Below are 18,604 nucleotides of genomic sequence, written 5' to 3'. Positions count from 1 at the left end.
GCTACCATTTATAAAGATATTATTTTTGATAGATAGCAACTGTGAGTAAACAGGTGATTGCTATTTACTGCCGGAGAAAAAAATGAAACCGACACTTCCGAATTATGATCAATCTGGTGTATTGATTGTAGGTGATGTGATGCTTGACCGTTACTGGGTTGGTCCTACAAGTCGTATCTCACCAGAGGCACCCGTTCCTGTAGTTAAAGTTGAAAATAATGAAGAACGTCCAGGTGGCGCAGCCAACGTAGCAATGAACGTTGCGGCGTTAGGCGGACAAGCACATTTGGTTGGCTTAGTTGGTGAAGATGAACCAGCACAAGCATTAACAACAACGTTAGAATCATTAAAAGTACATTGTGATTTTGTCGCGTTACCTAATTTCCCGACGATTACTAAATTACGAGTGATGAGTCGTGGTCAGCAATTGATTCGTTTAGATTTTGAAGAAAGTTTCCATGATATTCCTGCTGAACCGATCATTAGCCGTATGCAAGCGACGTTATCAAAAGTAAAAGCCGTTGTATTATCTGATTATGCAAAGGGTGCTTTAGAGCATGTGCAGCTGATGATCCAAGAAGCACGTAAAGCGGGTGTACCTGTATTTATCGATCCAAAAGGCGCTGATTTTGAACGTTATCGTGGTGCGACATTATTAACGCCTAATATGCTTGAATTTGAAACGGTTGTTGGCAAAGTAAAAGATGAAGAAGATTTAGTCGTTAAAGGCCAACAAATCATCGAAGAGTTTGACTTTGAAGCCTTACTGGTTACACGCAGTGAGCATGGAATGACATTGCTTCGTCGTGACATGGCGCCATTGCATTTACCGACGCAAGCTCGTGAAGTTTTTGATGTTACTGGTGCCGGTGATACGGTTATTTCGGTTTTAGCAGCATCAGTCTCAACTGGGAAACCTCTTGATGAAGCGTGTGCGTTAGCAAATGCCGCAGCAGGCGTTGTTGTCGGTAAGTTAGGCACATCAACACTATCAACGATTGAATTAGCTGAAGCGATTCATGGTAGCCAAGATTCTGGTTTTGGTATTATTAATGAAGAGCTACTGATCAGTGCGGTAAAACAAGCGCGTGAGCGTGGCGAAAAAGTCGTAATGACGAATGGTTGTTTTGATATTCTACACGCAGGTCATGTGTCTTATTTAAACCATGCAGCAGAGCTAGGTGATCGCTTGATCGTGGCTGTGAATACGAATGAATCAGTACAACGCCTAAAAGGCCCTGGTCGTCCTATTAATCCGACGGATCGCCGTATGGCGGTACTTGCAGGTTTAGGTGCTGTTGATTGGGTTGTTCCCTTCTCTGAAGACACACCACAACGTTTAATCTCTGAAGTATTGCCTACTTTATTAGTTAAAGGTGGCGATTATGAGATTAAAGACATTGCTGGTGGTGCTGAAGTGATTGCCGCAGGCGGTGAAGTGAAAGTATTAAATTTTGAAGATGGTTGCTCAACAACGGGAATCATTGAAGCCATTAAAGGTGGTAGAGGCTAATTTAGTTTTTACTCTTTAATCGCTAATAAAAAAGCCACATTATAAATAATGTGGCTTTTTTTATTTGATATCAGGTTATTTAGCTTGAGTTGTTTTACCCGCTTTTAGACCCATGTTGATATCGATAATATCTTGTTCGCTTAGTGTACCAACGGCTTGTTTTAGCTGAAGAACACTTAAAATGTAATCGTAACGAGCATTTGCTAGGTTACGGTTTGCATCGTATAAACGACGAGTTGAATCCAACACATCAACAATAGTACGAGTACCTACATCAAAGCCTGCTTCTGTTGCTTCTAATGCAGAGTTTGCTGAGATAACCGTTTGTCCGTAGGCTTTTAATGCACCAATAGAGGCATTAATGTTGTTATTGTAAGCACGAACATCTTTAGTGACTTCGCGGTATGTAGCTTCAAGATCTTGGCTTGCTGCGACATATTGGAATTCAGCTTGGCTTGTTAATGAACTTGTATTACCACCCGTGTATAGAGGGATATTTAAGTTAATGCCTGCGTTGATGTCACCGTAGTTACCGTCGTTTGCTGATAAGCCCGAATTGCTTTGGTCAGTATAATTATAACCAGCGTCTAATGTTAACGATGGCATGTGACCAGAGCTTGCTAAGGAGATGTTATCTTTTGCAATATCAGCACTAATGCGAGAAGCCAATAGGGTTAAGTTTTTCTTTTGAGCTTCTTCAATTAAAGTATCAGATGATTGTTCTGAAGGACTCGCAGAGAAACGCTTAGTATCTAATACACTTAGAGAGGTATGACCTAAACCGGTAATAACACGAAGATCTTCGTAGCTGTTTACTAGTTGGTTTTCGGTTAATACTTCATTCGCTAGTACGCTGTCGTATTCAGCTTGTGCATCATGAACATCCGTAATTGCGGATAGACCAACATCAAAACGTTGTTTTGTTTGTTCAAGTTGACGACCAACAGCGGCTTTTTCTGAGCGGACAAATTCTAGATTGTCGTTAGCACGTAATACATCAAAATAAGCCTGAGCAACACGTAAAATCACGTTTTGTTGCTCTGCTGCATAAGCAGAATCTGCTTGGCGAGCATTTTTCTCAGAAATATCTAAACTTACCCAGCTTGATTGTTGGTAAAGTTCTTGAGATAAATTAATACCTGCAGTTAATCGGTCATTATCTCTACGATCTTCATCACTACGTAATATGTTGTAACCTGCGGTTAAATCTATTTGTGGTAATAATGAACTTTGAGAAGAGTTCACCGCTTCAAATGCCGCATCTTTAGTCGCCGCAGCTCTTAATAATTGAGGGTCATTTTCTTTAGCTTGATTGTAGATTTGCGCTAGGTCATCAGCAGCAGCTAGAGAGCTGAAACTACCTAATGCCATTCCAATAAAAAGCGGAAGCAGTTTTTTCATGGTGGTTGATCCTGCAAAATTGTTTTATATAAAAATAGTACATAGAGTGTACCTTATCTCTATAGACTATGGCTGCAAAGATTACATTTTTTTACGTTTAATGAACTTTACCTATTGTAATAATGTGGAAAGGATCTAAAAAAAATGTAAGCATTATCAAAAAAAATGAGTTAAAAAATTGTTGCTCTGTATTATGAGTGATAAAACAGAGCTGAAATGTTGGGAAATAAAAATGAATTCATCATCAAGTATAGTACGAGCAAATCAATTTACGGTTGATGATGTTGATGTTGTATCGAAAAATTCGTTATACAACGGTTTTTTTAAAATGACCAATATTGCTTTTCGTCATCGGTTATTCAGTGGTGGTTGGAGCGATATTATAGAGCGTGAATTATTTGAACGCGGTCATGCCGTTGCTTTGTTGCCTTATGACCCGGTGACTGACAGTGTTGTTATTATCGAACAAATCAGAGTTGGGGCTTTAGAGTCGGCTTCTCCATGGCAATATGAAATCGTTGCGGGCATGATTGATAACGATGAGTCTGCGGAACAAGTCGCGATTAGAGAAACAGAAGAAGAAGCGGGGATTTCGGTCTCTAAATTAGAGAAAATATCACACTTTTACCCTTCGTCGGGTGGGTGTACTGAACAGTTAGATGTGTTTGTTGGTTGCATTAACTCATTAGAAGCCATCGGTATACATGGCCTCGAAGAGGAAGGTGAAGACATCAAGGTTCATGTTATGACTCGAGAAGATGCGTATGCTTTAGTGACTCGTGGCATAATTGAGAATGCAGCCACAATTATTGCGCTCCAATGGTTAGAATTAAATGTTTCTCGCTTAAGATCACAGTGGAACATGATAGAAAATGCGTAAATATCACGTTAATTTATCAGAGTTAATGCGAGTATATGAAACCAATTATGCCAAAATGGTGTCACTACTACCTAGGCCAGAAGTGATTGGTGCTCTTGCTAGTTATCGAGTATGTAAACAACAGTACCAGATAAAAGTATTGGAAATAACGGTATACACAACATTAGTTGAGCTTTACCAGATAGATGAAAACCCCGTGTACCCTTTGCCTAAATTAACCGTGAGACTGTATCACGACGCAAGAGTTGCCGAGGTTTGTGCTATTCAGCAATTGGCTTATATAAAAGCGAAATATGATTACCCGAATGGGAAGATGCTGCAAAAAGATGAAAAGCATCAATTGAATCAATTTTTAAGTGACTGGCTCACGTTTTGTTTGAAGAATGGGATAAGTCAGGAACCCATTTTTTTAGAGAAAAGTTAAAGAATTAAAAGGTTGTAGCTATTTTGCTGTCTGAAACACTACTTAATAAAAAAAACGGCCCAATTCGGTTGTTACAGATAACAGATACCCATTTATTTGCGCTCCCAGAAGGAGCGTTACTTGGCGTGCCTACGTTAAAAAGCTTTCAGAGTGTTGTCGAACAAGTTCAGCAACAGAGTCCTCATTTTGATGCAATTTTAGCCACTGGCGATATTTCTCAAGATCATACGGTTCAATCGTATCAGCATTTTGTTGAGGGCATTGAACCATTAAAAAAACCGTGTTACTGGCTTCCTGGAAATCATGATTATAAGCCGAGTATGGGGGGCGTTTTACCGTCACCTCAAATAAAAGATTGTGAACATTTGTTGATAGGAGAGCACTGGCAAGTTGTTATCTTAGACAGCCAAGTCGTGGGGGTTCCTCATGGCGCACTATCAACTGAGCAGTTACAGCTATTAGATTCTGCATTATCTCAACACTCCGAACGGCACAGTTTGATTTTACTTCATCATCATCCACTTCCTGCGGGTAGTGCATGGCTTGATCAACATCAGCTCAAAGACAATGAAGTGTTTTGGGAAGTGTTAGCCAAGCATCGTAATGTGAGTGGCATTCTGTGTGGACATATTCATCAAGAAATGGATTGTATTGTGAATAATATTCGTCTAATGGCAACGCCTTCAACATGCGTGCAGTTTTTGCCAGATTCGAATGATTTTGCTTTAGATTCAAAAGCACCAGGTTGGAGAACATTGGATTTATTACCCAATGGAGAGATCGTGACTCAAGTGTACCGCTTAGAACATTGTGATTTTTCGGCAGATGCAGATGCAGGAGGATATTAAGATGAAAAAGCCAAGTTTATTATTGTACATTCATGGTTTTAACAGTTCCCCATTGTCACATAAAGCTCAGGTCATGAGTCGTTATTGTAAAAATGAGCGTCCTGATATTCGCGTTATAACCCCACGCTTGCCTTCTTACCCTAAAGAAGCCGCTGAATTTTTAGTGAATCTAATTGAAGAATATAGATCTGACTATACGATTGGTTTAGTGGGAAGTTCACTTGGTGGGTATTTATCAACATGGTTAAATGATCAATATGGTTATAAAGCCGTCCTAGTTAATCCGGCGATTAAGCCTGACGAGTTGTTAGCGGATTATTTAGGTAAACAAGTTAACCCTTACACAAATGAAACGTATTTTCTTGAAGCGCAGCATATGGCTGAGTTACAAGCATTAGCAATAGTGACCATTAGTTCACCAGAAGATCTGTGGTTATTGCAGCAAGAAGGTGATGAAGTTTTAGATTATCGTCAGGCTGTTGAGAAATACGCACAAAGCAAACAAATAGTAGAAAAAGGGGGCGATCACAGTTTTGTTGATTTCGAACGCTATCCTGAACAAATAATTCAATTTCTAAATTTATAGTTACTGTTTATCTACAGTGAACACACACTAACTATACAATCTTTAATACAAAGCCACATATTTAGAGAGGAATAGGGGCGATTGCTTGACTTTCCTTTCTGCCTTTCAGACTATGTAACAAATTTTAAGAAGCCTTCCGAGATATGACTGAACAATATAATGCAGGAGCCATTGAGGTTCTAAATGGCCTTGAGCCCGTTCGTCGCCGTCCTGGTATGTATACCGACACCTCTCGCCCAAACCATTTAGGGCAAGAAGTTATAGATAACAGTGTCGATGAAGCCTTAGCCGGACACGCGAAAAAAGTTGAAGTAATTTTGCATGCAGATCAATCGCTTGAAGTGATTGATGATGGCCGTGGTATGCCTGTAGATATCCATCCAGTAGAGAAAGTCTCTGGTGTGGAGCTTATTTTATGTAAGTTGCACGCCGGTGGTAAATTCTCAGGTAAAAACTACGAATTCTCTGGTGGTTTGCATGGGGTTGGTATCTCGGTCGTAAATGCGTTATCAAAACGTGTTGAAGTGACAGTTCGTCGTGATGGCGAAATTTATGAAATTGCGTTTGAGCATGGTGAAAAAGTATCAGACTTAACTGTCGTTGGTACTTGTGGTCGACGTAACCGTGGTACCAGTGTGCATTTTTGGCCGGATACCAGTTACTTTGATTCACCTAAATTTTCGGTTTCTCGCCTTGTTAATAATTTAAAAGCCAAAGCGGTATTATGCCCAGGTTTAGAAATTGTTTTTAAAGACAAAGTAAACGATAAAGAATACCAATGGTGTTATGAAGATGGTTTAAAAGATTATCTTTTAGAAGGTGTCGCGGGTTATACCCTATTACCTGAAATTCCATTCACTGGTGCATTTTTAGGCAAAGGCGAGGCGGCTGATTGGGCGGTTACGTGGTTACCTGAAGGTGGAGAATTAGTTTCTGAAAGTTACGTTAACCTTATTCCTACTGCGCAAGGCGGTACACACGTAAATGGTATGCGCCAAGGACTTCTTGATGCAATGCGTGAGTTTTGTGAATTCCGTAACTTGCTCCCACGCGGGGTTAAATTAACCGCTGATGATATTTGGGATCGTTGTGCTTACGTCTTGTCGGTTAAGATGCAAGATCCACAATTCGCGGGTCAAACCAAAGAACGTTTATCATCGCGACAATGTGCTGCGTTTATATCTGGCGTACTTAAAGATGCTTTCAGCTTATGGTTGAACGAAAAACCACAAATCGCAGAACTTATCGCCGAAGCATGTATTGCTAACGCTCATCGTCGTATGCGTGCAGCGAAAAAAGTCGTTCGTAAGAAAATTGCTTCTGGTCCTACGTTACCAGGAAAATTGACCGATTGTTCAATTCAAGATTTGGCTCGTACAGAACTTTTCTTAGTGGAAGGGGACTCGGCGGGGGGCTCAGCTAAGCAAGCGCGTGACCGTGAATTCCAAGCGGTAATGCCATTACGTGGTAAAATTCTTAATACGTGGGAAGTCTCAGCGGATCAAGTGTTAGCCTCTCAAGAGGTACACAATATTTCAGTCGCGTTAGGTATTGATCCTGATTCGGACGATTTATCGGGATTACGTTACGGTAAAGTGTGTATCTTAGCCGATGCCGATTCAGATGGTCTTCATATCGCAACATTGTTGTGTGCTTTATATCTAAAACACTTCACGTCTTTAGTTCGTGCAGGTCACGTCTATGTGGCAATGCCGCCACTCTATCGTATCGACTGTGGTAAAGAAGTTTTCTACGCTCTTGATGAGGCAGAGAAAGAAGGTGTGTTAGATCGTTTAAGTAATAAACGTGCAAAAATTAATGTTCAACGATTTAAAGGATTGGGTGAGATGAACCCACTTCAACTTCGTGAAACAACCATGGATCCAAACACCCGTCGTCTTGTTCAACTGACCATTGATGATGATGAAAAAACTAATGAAATGATGGATATGCTTTTAGGTAAAAAACGTGCTGACGATCGTCGAGCTTGGTTACAATCTAATGGCGATCTGGCAGAGGTATAACAAATGAGTGCAGAAATGTCCTTAGAAGGTGTTGAACAGCTGCCGCTGCGCAAGTTTACAGAAGACGCTTATCTAAATTACTCCATGTACGTAATCATGGATCGCGCGTTACCTTATATTGGTGATGGTTTAAAACCGGTTCAACGTCGTATTATTTTTGCGATGTCTGAATTAGGTTTGTCTGCGAATGCAAAATACAAAAAATCGGCACGTACGGTTGGTGATGTACTCGGTAAGTATCACCCACATGGTGATTCTGCGTGTTACGAAGCAATGGTATTAATGGCTCAACCTTTCTCTTATCGTTATCCATTGGTTGATGGTCAAGGCAACTGGGGGGCTCCAGATGACCCTAAGTCGTTCGCCGCAATGCGTTATACAGAATCAAAACTGTCTAAGTTTGCCGACGTATTACTTGGTGAGATAAGCCAAGGTACGGTTGATTGGCAGCCCAACTTTGATGGGACGATGAAAGAGCCAAAAATCTTACCAGCACGTCTGCCTCATATATTACTGAATGGTATTATGGGAATCGCGGTTGGTATGGCGACAGATATCCCACCTCATAATGTACGTGAAGTGGCGAATGCGACCGTACATTTATTGGATAATCCCAAAGCGGATTTAGATGAAGTGATGAACTTTATCCAAGGCCCAGATTATCCAACAGAAGCGGAAATCATTACATCGCATTCTGATATTAAGAAGATTTACAGTACGGGTCGAGGCAGCGTTAAAATGCGCGCAGTGTGGCATAAAGAAGGCAGTGATATTGTTATTACTGCATTGCCACATCAAGTGTCGGGCAGTAAGTTATTAGAACAAATTGCCAATCAAATGCGAGCGAAGAAATTACCAATGGTAGACGATCTTCGTGATGAATCTGATCATGAAAATCCGACACGTATCGTGATTGTTCCTCGTTCAAATCGTATTGAAGCAGAACCATTAATGAATCATCTGTTTGCATCAACGGATCTTGAAAAGAGTTTCCGTGTAAACTTAAATATGATTGGTTTGGATTTACGTCCACAGGTGAAGGGCTTAGTTAGCATTCTTAATGAATGGATTGAATTTCGTCGCACCACGGTACGTAAACGTCTGCAGCATCGTCTAGATAAAATATTAGCGCGTTTGCATATTTTAGATGGTTTGCTTGCTGCGTATTTGAATATCGATGAAGTTATCGAAATTATTCGTACAGAAGACGATCCTAAACACGAGTTAATGACTCGCTTTGATTTAACCGCGATTCAAGCGGAAGCCATTTTAGAGATTAAACTTCGTCAGTTAGCAAAACTGGAAGAGATTAAGATCCGTGGTGAGCAAGATGAATTAGCGAAAGAGCGTGATCAACTTGAGAAACTGTTGGGTTCTGAGCGTCGTTTAAGTACGTTAATTAAGAAAGAAATCTTAGCCGATGCTGAAAAGTTTGGTGATGATCGTCGTTCTCCATTAATCGAACGTGAAGAAGCGAAAGCAATGACGGAACGTGATCTGATTCCAAGTGAAGCGATTACGGTTATTCTTTCTGATAAAGGTTGGATACGTCATGCAAAAGGTCATGAGGTTGATCCAACAACGCTAAACTTTAAATCTGGTGATAAATACCTTACTCATGCTCATGGTAAGAGTAATGCACCTGCGGTCTTTATCGGAAATAATGGTCGAAGTTATGCGCTTGAATCACATACATTACCGTCAGCAAGAAGCCAAGGCGAGCCAATTACAGGTCGTCTAAATATTACTGCTGGTAGCCAAATTACGCATGTAGTTATGGGTGAAGAAGATCAAACGTGGTTAATCAGTTCTGATGCGGGTTATGGTTTTGTCTGTAAAGGCAGTGACTTATTATCAAAGAATAAGAATGGTAAAACATTGTTAACGCTTCCTGATAATTCCTTAGTTATGAATCCAGAGACGGTATCGGATCTTGATAATGATGAGATACTCGCAATTACGAACGAAGGCAGAATGCTTCTGTTCCCTATCAAAGATTTACCTCAATTAAGTAAAGGTAAGGGAAACAAGATCATTAATATTCCAGCGGCTCGTTCTAAATCGCGTGATGAATTCTTGTCTTATTTATTGCCATTACCTCAAGGCGCAACGATTACCCTCTATGCCGGTAAGCGTAAATTAGGCTTGAAACCAAGTGATTTAGATAACTTCCGAGGTGAGCGTGGCCGTCGTGGTAGTTTGTTACCAAGAGGCTTACAGCGAGTTACTCGTATTGATATCAATGGTGATAATGGTTCTACAGAAGAGAGTTAAGCATTCTCGATAGAGCGATTGAATCGTCAATAAAAAATAGCGCATGATGAATGCGCTATTTTTTTATTTCGATTATTGGGGGTTAGTCCGCGGGGTCTTCTTCTATCATTAGTGGAATAGTTTGAGTCACCCCTTTTCGAATCACATCGACATTAACGTTAGTTCCTGGACGTAATTCAGTCACAATATCAATGACACTTTGTCGATTAGTGACTGTTTGCCCATCAATACTGGTAATTATATCCTGAGTCATAATGCCACTTTTTTCAGCCGGGCTATCAGGAGCAACCCCAAGAACTAAAATACCATTGATATTATCGGCATTCATTAAGCGAGCCATTGCTGGATTAATGTCTCTGCCATCAATGCCTATATAACCACGGATAACTTGACCATCAGCAATTAAGCGACGCATTATCTTATCTGCCAGTGCGTAAGGAATCGCGAAAGAAATCCCATAGGTTTCTAGCTCTGTGGCTTGTTGAAAAGAGGCGGTATTGATACCGACTAATTCTCCTCGAGTATTAACGAGCGCACCGCCTGAATTGCCGCGGTTAATCGCAGCATCTGTTTGAATAAGGCCTTGAGTACCATCAGAACTTAAAGCTGCACGACCCGTTGCTGAAATAATACCAAATGTGGTGGTCTGTCCTAAATTATAAGGATTACCAATAGCCAACACGACATCACCAATATCCGCTTGATATTTCGGATTTAAAGGGATCACTGGAAGGTTGGTGTCTTTAATTTGTAGAACGGCAAGATCGGTACGTTTATCTTTCCCAATTAATTGAGAATTAAACAATCGTCCATCTTGAAGGGCAACAATAATTTGATCGGCTTCTGCAACTACATGGTAATTGGTAATGATGTAGCCTTTATCGCTAACAATAACACCAGAACCAAGGCCTTCTGTATCTAGTCGTAATCGATCTTTATCATTATATTTACGGCTATAAATATTTACGACAGCAGGCGCAGCTCGACGTACCGCATCATTAAATGAAATTTGGTTACTGATTCGAGGTGTTTGTTGGTTCGTATCTTGTTCAGGCGTTATACCTGAGCGAAGGTTAGGAAAAGCAAGAAGTAATACAGCGGCAGTTACTGTGCCTATTACAGCAGAACGCAGTAAAAATGAGAGCATTGGCTTCCTAAACTTGTAAGTAATAAATGACAAGAAGTTAGGATAACATTAATGTTGCCAAGAAGTAGAGAAGAAAGAGCAGGCTCTGCTCATCGAAATGAAGAATAGAACCTACTTTTTATATTCTACCTATTAACGAATAACAAGATATAAGGTTTGCTTCCCACGTTGAATATTGAGAGCTAAAACGGGCGGTTTGCTGTCGAGTAATTGTCTAAATTGTTGCAAATTCTTAATCTGAGTTCGATTGACGCCAATAATAATATCGTCTTTCTGTAAGCCATAACGTTGTGCCATTGACCCTTTTTGTATTGCACTTACTTTTACACCCTTTATCGGATCTGACGATGCAGTATTTTTTAATTGAGCGCCTTTTAGTCCTTCATGTAGATTTTCTGCTTTTGTTTTTATTTGGTCGGCTTCTGCGAGAGTGGCAATAACAGTTTTCTCTTTGCCATCACGGATTAACCCTAAAGTGATTTTTTTACCGGCGCCAAGTGTGGCTACTTTGGCTCTCAGTTCCCCAAAACTTTGAATATTTTTTCCATTCAGGGAAATTAAAATATCGCCTGCTTTTATTCCCGCTTTTTCGGCAGCGCCATCGGGTAATACTTGGCTGACAAATGCACCGTGATTAGTGTCATAATCGAATGCTTCAGCAAGCTCAGCGGTGAGTTCTCCACCTTGAACGCCAAGGATCCCTCGCTTGACGTGACCAAACTCAATAATTTGCTCAGATAAGTTTCGAACCATGTTCGATGGGATGGCAAAACCAATACCGACATTACCGCCATTCGGACCTAAAATTGCGGTATTTATCCCAATCAGCTCACCATTAAGATTGACTAATGCCCCGCCAGAGTTACCGCTATTAATTGCTGCATCGGTTTGGATGAAGTTTTCAAAATTTTCAAGATTTAGTCCGCTGCGTCCTAAGGCTGAGACGATACCCGAGGTGACGGTTTGCCCTAAACCAAAAGGATTACCGATAGCAACACTGAAATCTCCCACGCGTAAATCATCTGAATCAGAAAGCACTATCTGTGTTAAGTCTTTAACTTCCTCTAATTTTAATAAGGCAATGTCTGACATTTCGTCACTGCCAATGAGTTCTGCTTTATATTCTCGGCCATCATGCAACTGAACGAGGATTTCTTTGGCATTATTAATGACGTGATGATTGGTAACGATATAGCCTTTTTGGGCATCAAGTATAACACCAGAGCCTAACCCTTTGAATGGGCGCTCTTGAGCTTGCTCTTCTGGGAAGTCTGGACCTAAAAAGAAACGAAATTGTTCTGGGATCTGACGTTTTGATAGTTGAGTCCCTTCGACAGAAATACTAACCACTGCGGGGGTTATTTTTTCGAGCATCGGAGCCAAACTTGGTAGCTGCTGAGAATTGACAGCAAGAGGAAGGGCAGCTTGAGTTTGAATTGGGGTGATGATGGTACTGATCGTTAACGTCAGTAAGCCTAAAATTAATAAAGGTTTCTTCATCTACATATACTCCATTTATAATAAAGATGTATATGTGAGACTTAGAAACCTTTAAAAAAGTTCATTGTAGTGTTTATTTATTATGCAATTTTATCTTCTTTCTTTGCGCTGATATCCATTAATGGTTCATCTTTAAGTAGACCGGTTGCGCCATTTGCATAATCTTTGGGTTGTTTGCTTACTTCTTCTTTTATATGAGCCACTTTCTTATTTAATTCAGGAGAAAGTGTCATTTCATCTAAACGAGCGGTAAATGGGTTATCTTGCTCTGGAAGATTTGGCATTAGCTCTTTAGATGTTGACGCCATGTGGTCATACATTTTATTAAAATCTTTTGCTAACGCTTCAAGCATTGTCGCGCTAGTTGCAAAGTGATCAACCAGCTCTTGTCGGTATTGCTCTAATTCATATTTTGATTTTTCTAAATCTTGTTTTAATGATTTTTGCTGTTTAATACCCGGTACAGTAAATCGAGAAATGATAAAGCCAATACTTATACCAATAGCTAAACCAATTAATGCGTATGTCCAAGCCATGAAGTGCTCCTTGTCATTTTATTATGCATGAGTAGGCATAAATGTGAGTAAGCCCACTCATAGTGTTTATTGCGATCATGCTACTATGAACAGAGTGAATCAACAAAAGAAAAGATAAAAACTGATGACACCATTAGAAAAATACCAGCTTGACCTTACGCAAGATACATTTCATCACGACAGTGCTCAGCAACACGCCGTAGAGTGTTTGGATGAGTTATATCATCGATTATTGCAACCAAAAACGACACCCAAAGCAGAACGAAAATCTTGGTTGTCTGTATTTAAAAAATCAGAACCTCAGACCGTCGTGCCAGAGAAAGGATTGTATTTTTGGGGAGGAGTGGGGAGAGGAAAAACGTATTTAGTCGATACTTTTTACGATGCCTTGCCTACTGAACGTAAAATGCGAGTGCACTTCCATCGGTTTATGCAGCGAGTTCATGATGAGCTTGGTGAGCTTCAACAACAAGCGGATCCATTGTTGATTGTGGCTGATAAATTTAAACAAGAAACCGATATTATCTGCTTTGATGAATTCTTTGTTTCTGATATTACCGATGCCATGATATTAGCGACATTATTAGAGGCGTTATTTGAACGAGGCATTGCCCTTGTTGCGACATCAAATATTGTCCCTCAGGAGTTATACCGAAATGGATTGCAAAGGGCGCGTTTTATTCCTGCTATTACGTTGATCGAACAACACTGCCAGATAGTTAACGTGGACAGTGGCATTGATTATCGTTTAAGGACGTTAGAGCAAGCTGAAATCTATCATTTCCCTCTCGATAGTTTAGCTCAACAAAATATGTTGGATTATTTCCATCAGTTAACGTCAGAAACGGAACATGAAGAGAAAGAGATAGAAATTAATCATCGGATATTGTCTGTGAATGCAGAAGGAGATGGGGTTGTGCATTTTGAATTCACTTCTCTATGTGAAAGTGCGCGCAGTCAACATGATTACATTGAATTGTCTCGTTTGTATCATACGGTTCTTCTTTCTAACGTTAAGGTCATGGGAGAGCTCAATGATGATGCAGCTCGTCGTTTTATTGCCATGGTTGATGAGTTTTATGAACGAAACGTGAAATTAATCATTTCAGCGGAAGTCCAATTAGCTGATTTGTATCAAAATGGACGATTAACCTTTGAATTTAAACGTTGTCAGTCAAGGTTGATTGAAATGCAAAGTCATGAGTATCTAGCAAAAGAACATTTATCTTAGTCGAAATGGGATGATTTTCTTTTGTTAACGTATTTATTTAGTGTGATAAGGCTCAAATTTCATTTTTTTTAATGTTTTTTACTGATATGTGAAAAATCTTCAAAAAAAAGGTGATTTTTTCTTCACGCTTCACTATAATCCTCCGACCCACCGTTACTGTACTGGCTTAATAGCCAAGAGTGCCAACCACTCGAAGGGGTGATGACTGGGCTCGAAAATATACAGTGGGAGCGAAAGCTCCTAATCAGTGAATTTATTTAATAACGGGTATCATTAGCATGAAAACTTTCGTTGCTAAACCAGCCGCTGTAAAGCGTGACTGGTATGTTGTAGACGCTGAAGGGAAAACTCTTGGTCGTATCGCAACTGAAATCGCATCTCGCCTACGTGGCAAGCATAAAGCAGAATACACTCCTCACGTAGATACTGGTGATTACATCATCGTTATCAACGCAGAGAAAGTTCGCGTAACTGGTAACAAAGCAGCTGGCAAGATCTACTACCGCCACTCAGAGTTCCCAGGCGGTCTAAAATCTATTTCTTTCGAGAAACTGATTGATCGTAAACCTGAAATGGTTATTGAATTAGCTGTTAAAGGTATGCTTCCACGTGGTCCTCTTGGTCGTGCTATGTACCGTAAACTTAAAGTTTACGCTGGCGTTGAACATAACCACAGTGCTCAACAACCACAAGTACTAGACATTTAACCGAGGATCATGGCAATGGCAGAGAATCAATACTACGGCACTGGTCGCCGTAAAAGTTCAGCAGCTCGTGTTTTTATCAAACCGGGTACTGGCAACATCGTAATCAACAAGCGTAGCCTTGAAGTTTACTTTGGTCGTCCAACAGCACGTATGGTTGTTAACCAACCTCTAGAGCTAGTTGAAATGACTGATAAACTAGACCTATTCATCACTGTTTCTGGTGGTGGTATTTCTGGTCAAGCTGGTGCGATCCGTCACGGTATCACACGTGCGCTTATGCAATTCGATGAAACATTACGTCCTGCACTACGTGCTGCTGGCTATGTTACGCGTGACGCTCGTTGCGTTGAACGTAAGAAAGTTGGTCTACGTAAAGCACGTAAGAAACCACAATTCTCTAAGCGTTAATATTACGCTTACCAAGTGGCTTTGTTTCAAAGCTACTTTGGTTATTGTGGAAAAAGCTCAGCATTTATGCTGGGCTTTTTTTGTTTTTGTGAGGTGTAAACATCTTTAGTTCTTGAATCCTTTCCTCTTTTCTTATCATTTCTCCTATCTCGACTTCAAAAGTAAATCTAGTTCACAAATGTTGCAAAAAAGTAGCTTTACCTTGTCAAAAAGTAAGGTTTTCTTTATCATTTATGGGTTAAAACAACAGCGTAATAATTATGAACAAATTCTTAGCTTTTTTTTAAAGCTTTGGACATCAATATTCTGTTGTTCCACACCTTAAAAAGTTAGCCGTAGCTCGACAATGTATGGACATAATAAAAACTATATAAAGAGCACATGGGAGAAAGTTGGATGAGCAATGCGCCAGTGAGTAATGGTCGACGTCGTTTCTTGACTGCAACAACAGCTGTTGTTGGTGGTTTAGGGGCAGCGGCGGTGGCCGTACCTTTTATTAAATCTTGGAACCCGAGTGCACGAGCCAAAGCGGCAGGTGCACCGGTTGAAGTCGACATCAGTAAGCTTGAAAACGGGCAAATGGTTCGTGTTGAATGGCGAGGTAAGCCTGTATGGGTTGTTCGTCGTTCAGAAGCACTTCTGCAATCATTAACTGAAATTGACGGACAACTTAGAGACCCATCTTCAGGTGAAGAGCAGCAACCTCAATATGCACAAAATGCATATCGCTCAATTAAACCTGAGATATTTTTAGCCGTTGGTATTTGTACTCACCTTGGTTGTTCACCTACCTATTTACCTGACAGTTTTAGTGAACAAGTTAAAGGAGTTAACTCTGGTTTCTTCTGCCCATGCCATGGTTCTAAATTTGATATGGCAGGTCGAGTATTCCAAGGCGTACCTGCACCATTAAATCTCGTGGTGCCAAAACACATGTACCTTAGTGATACTCGTATCCTAATTGGGGTTGATGACGGAGGGGAAGCCTAATGCAACCATTACTTGATTGGGTAGAAAAACGTCTACCTGCAATGAATGCCTATAAAAAGCATTTATCTGAATATCCAATGCCGAAAAACTTTAACTTTTGGTACTTTTTTGGCTCATTAGCAATGCTTGTACTGGTTAATCAGTTAATTACGGGTATTTGGTTAACAATGAATTATGTTCCTTCTGGAGAAGGTGCATTTGCTTCTGTTGAATACATCATGCGTGATGTCGATTACGGTTGGCTATTACGTTATATGCACTCCACTGGGGCGTCAGCTTTCTTTGTTGTGGTTTATCTTCATATGTACCGCGGTTTAATTTACGGCTCTTACCAGAAGCCACGTGAACTGTTGTGGTTATTTGGTATGTTGATTTTCTTAGTGTTAATGGCTGAAGCTTTCATGGGGTATTTATTACCATGGGGACAAATGTCTTACTGGGGAGCTCAAGTTATTATCTCTCTGTTTGGTGCTATCCCTGTTATTGGTGATGACCTAACACTGTGGATCCGTGGTGATTATGTTATCTCGGGTGCGACGCTCAACCGTTTCTTTGCCTTACACGTTATCGCTTTGCCGATTGTCTTATTGCTTTTAGTTGTTCTGCATGTTCTTGCTTTACATGAAGTCGGGTCAAACAACCCTGATGGCATTGAACTTAAAAAACCAAAAGCGAAAGATGACAAGGGTGAACATAAAACTCAATTTAAATTCCATGAGTATTATACGAAGAAGTACAACATTATTGATTCTGTTCCTTTCCATCCTTATGGAACGGTAAAAGATATGATCGGTGTTGCTGGCTTCTTATTCTTCTTTTGCTATGTATTATTCTTTAATCCTGAAATGGGTGGTTACTTCTTAGAAGGACCAAACTTTGAAGCAGCAAATCCACTGAAAACGCCAGAGCATATTGCCCCTGTGTGGTACTTCACTCCATTTTATGCAATCTTGCGTGCCGTTCCTGATAAGTTAATCGGTGTTGCAGCAATGGGTGCTTCAATTGTTGTGCTGTTCCTTCTTCCTTGGTTGGATCGCTGTAAAGTAAGGTCGTACCGTTACCGTAGTAAGTTGCATTTACTTAATATTGCGCAGTTTACTGTGAGCTTTATTGCTCTTGGTGTTTTGGGTTCATTACCTGCAACGTCACTGTATACATTGTTAGCTCAGATATTCAGCTTAACTTACTTTATGTTCTTTGTTCTTTTGTTTGTTTACAGTAAAAATGAAAAAACAAAACCATTACCAGAAAGGGTGACATTCAAATGAAAAAGTTGATTTTAGTACTTTTTGCTTTGTTGCCATCAATGGCAATGGCTGCAGGGTCGGGAGCGCCATTAGATAGCGCAAATAATGACATTCGTGATCAAGCATCTCTTCAAAATGGTGCTAAGTTGTTCATGAACTATTGTGCGGGTTGTCACTCTACTCAGTACCAACGTTACGGTCGAGTTGCTGAAGATCTTGGTATCCCTGTTGATCTAATGATGGATAATCTCGTGTTTAATCCAGATGCGAAGATTGGCGACTTAATGGAAAATGCGATACCAGAAGAACAAGCGGCTAGTTGGTTTGGCGCTCCACCACCAGATCTAACGTTAGTTGCTCGCGTTCGAGGTACCGATTGGTTATATACGTATCTACGTACATTTTATGCCGATCCAACTCGTCCATTCGGTGTAAATAACATGGTTTTCCCTAGTGTCGGTATGCCTCATGTTCTTCAAGAACTGCAAGGCGTAACAACCCCTATTTATGAAACCACTGTTGTTGATGGCGTTGAACATAAAATGGTTATTGGTGTGGAATCTGATGGTACTGGAGAGTTAACGGTCGGAGAGTTTGATGACTCTGTGCGCGATTTAGTTAATTTCTTGGAGTATTCAGGTGATCCAGTTCAGCTTGAGCGTCATCGTTTAGGTTGGTGGGTGATGGGATTCCTAGTGATATTCGCTTTTGTTTGTTATTTACTTAAGAAAGAATATTGGCGCGATGTCCATTAATCGTGATATTCTAGGTCGTTAATTGTATGCAATGGAGGCTCTGCCTCCATTGTTTTTGTGTCACTACTTATTTTTATACGAATGTTATAAAAAAATTAGCTGACTGGCACCAGAAAATGGTGCTTTTTGCTCC

The 18,604-nt window shown here is 40.3% G+C and carries 17 protein-coding genes; 13 read left to right on the top strand and 4 right to left on the bottom strand.

All coding sequences use genetic code 11. The features are described from left to right. Positions 1-82 precede the first annotated feature (82 nt). The gene (hldE, locus tag A6E04_RS03550; RefSeq protein ID WP_023604175.1) at positions 83-1,513 is read left to right on the top strand and encodes a bifunctional D-glycero-beta-D-manno-heptose-7-phosphate kinase/D-glycero-beta-D-manno-heptose 1-phosphate adenylyltransferase HldE; all 1,431 of its coding nucleotides are present in this window, start codon (positions 83-85) and stop codon (positions 1,511-1,513) included. Between the two features lie 75 nt (positions 1,514-1,588). Here the strand turns inward: hldE and tolC are convergent, their stop codons facing one another. Next, the gene (gene tolC / locus A6E04_RS03545; RefSeq protein ID WP_017022541.1) at positions 1,589-2,914 is read right to left on the bottom strand and encodes an outer membrane channel protein TolC; all 1,326 of its coding nucleotides are present in this window, start codon (positions 2,912-2,914) and stop codon (positions 1,589-1,591) included. A 232-nt stretch (positions 2,915-3,146) separates the two neighbouring features. Between tolC and nudF the strand changes: the two genes are divergently transcribed. The 6 genes from nudF (at position 3,147) to parC (ending at position 9,950) form a co-directional block, all read left to right on the top strand. After that, on the top strand, positions 3,147-3,794 hold the full coding sequence (gene nudF / locus A6E04_RS03540; protein ID WP_017022542.1) for an ADP-ribose diphosphatase: 648 nt from the start codon (positions 3,147-3,149) through the stop codon (positions 3,792-3,794). Then, entirely contained in the window at positions 3,787-4,218 is a 432-nt protein-coding gene (locus tag A6E04_RS03535) for a DUF1249 family protein (RefSeq protein WP_017022543.1), read from the top strand. Before nudF ends, A6E04_RS03535 begins: the two co-directional genes overlap by 8 nt. A gap of 23 nt (positions 4,219-4,241) precedes the next feature. After that, positions 4,242-5,066 (top strand): 3',5'-cyclic-AMP phosphodiesterase, encoded by an 825-nt coding sequence (gene cpdA, locus A6E04_RS03530; protein WP_065610010.1) that lies wholly within the window; start codon positions 4,242-4,244, stop codon positions 5,064-5,066. A 1-nt stretch (position 5,067) separates the two neighbouring features. Then, positions 5,068-5,652 (top strand): esterase YqiA, encoded by a 585-nt coding sequence (gene yqiA / locus A6E04_RS03525; protein WP_065610007.1) that lies wholly within the window; start codon positions 5,068-5,070, stop codon positions 5,650-5,652. A 143-nt stretch (positions 5,653-5,795) separates the two neighbouring features. After that, entirely contained in the window at positions 5,796-7,676 is a 1,881-nt protein-coding gene (gene parE, locus A6E04_RS03520; RefSeq protein WP_017022546.1) for a DNA topoisomerase IV subunit B, read from the top strand. A 3-nt stretch (positions 7,677-7,679) separates the two neighbouring features. Further along, positions 7,680-9,950 (top strand): DNA topoisomerase IV subunit A, encoded by a 2,271-nt coding sequence (gene parC / locus A6E04_RS03515; protein ID WP_065610004.1) that lies wholly within the window; start codon positions 7,680-7,682, stop codon positions 9,948-9,950. An 82-nt stretch (positions 9,951-10,032) separates the two neighbouring features. Here the strand turns inward: parC and degS are convergent, their stop codons facing one another. From degS to zapG, 3 genes are all read right to left on the bottom strand, one after another. Further along, on the bottom strand, positions 10,033-11,097 hold the full coding sequence (degS, locus tag A6E04_RS03510) for an outer membrane-stress sensor serine endopeptidase DegS (protein WP_012551123.1): 1,065 nt from the start codon (positions 11,095-11,097) through the stop codon (positions 10,033-10,035). 132 nt (positions 11,098-11,229) lie between these two features. Beyond that, positions 11,230-12,597 (bottom strand): Do family serine endopeptidase, encoded by a 1,368-nt coding sequence (locus tag A6E04_RS03505; protein ID WP_017022629.1) that lies wholly within the window; start codon positions 12,595-12,597, stop codon positions 11,230-11,232. Between the two features lie 80 nt (positions 12,598-12,677). After that, positions 12,678-13,133 carry a Z-ring associated protein ZapG gene (gene zapG, locus A6E04_RS03500; RefSeq protein ID WP_017022630.1) on the bottom strand — a complete coding sequence of 152 codons (456 nt, stop codon included), beginning with the start codon at positions 13,131-13,133 and terminating at the stop codon, positions 12,678-12,680. A 124-nt stretch (positions 13,134-13,257) separates the two neighbouring features. Here zapG and zapE point away from each other — a divergent pair, with 124 nt between their 5' ends. The 6 genes from zapE (at position 13,258) to A6E04_RS03470 (ending at position 18,471) form a co-directional block, all read left to right on the top strand. After that, complete coding sequence (gene zapE / locus A6E04_RS03495) at positions 13,258-14,364, top strand: cell division protein ZapE (RefSeq protein WP_012551120.1); 1,107 nt, start codon at positions 13,258-13,260, stop codon at positions 14,362-14,364. 278 nt (positions 14,365-14,642) lie between these two features. After that, positions 14,643-15,071 carry a 50S ribosomal protein L13 gene (gene rplM / locus A6E04_RS03490; protein WP_012551119.1) on the top strand — a complete coding sequence of 143 codons (429 nt, stop codon included), beginning with the start codon at positions 14,643-14,645 and terminating at the stop codon, positions 15,069-15,071. A gap of 15 nt (positions 15,072-15,086) precedes the next feature. After that, positions 15,087-15,479, top strand: coding sequence for a 30S ribosomal protein S9 (gene rpsI / locus A6E04_RS03485; protein ID WP_012551118.1), 393 nt, complete (start codon positions 15,087-15,089; stop codon positions 15,477-15,479). A 396-nt stretch (positions 15,480-15,875) separates the two neighbouring features. After that, complete coding sequence (gene petA / locus A6E04_RS03480) at positions 15,876-16,469, top strand: ubiquinol-cytochrome c reductase iron-sulfur subunit (protein ID WP_023604180.1); 594 nt, start codon at positions 15,876-15,878, stop codon at positions 16,467-16,469. Continuing rightward, positions 16,469-17,737, top strand: coding sequence for a cytochrome b (locus A6E04_RS03475; RefSeq protein ID WP_012551116.1), 1,269 nt, complete (start codon positions 16,469-16,471; stop codon positions 17,735-17,737). The genes petA and A6E04_RS03475 overlap by 1 nt, the downstream gene beginning before the upstream one ends. Then, positions 17,734-18,471: a cytochrome c1 gene (locus A6E04_RS03470; RefSeq protein ID WP_023604181.1), complete on the top strand. Its 738-nt coding sequence runs from the start codon at positions 17,734-17,736 to the stop codon at positions 18,469-18,471. The genes A6E04_RS03475 and A6E04_RS03470 overlap by 4 nt, the downstream gene beginning before the upstream one ends. Positions 18,472-18,604: the final 133 nt, after the last annotated feature.

This window comes from Aliivibrio logei (assembly GCF_001691055.1).
In the GTDB taxonomy this organism is placed as follows: Bacteria; Pseudomonadota; Gammaproteobacteria; order Enterobacterales; family Vibrionaceae; genus Aliivibrio; species Aliivibrio salmonicida.
This window is presented reverse-complemented; position numbering and strand designations above follow the sequence as displayed.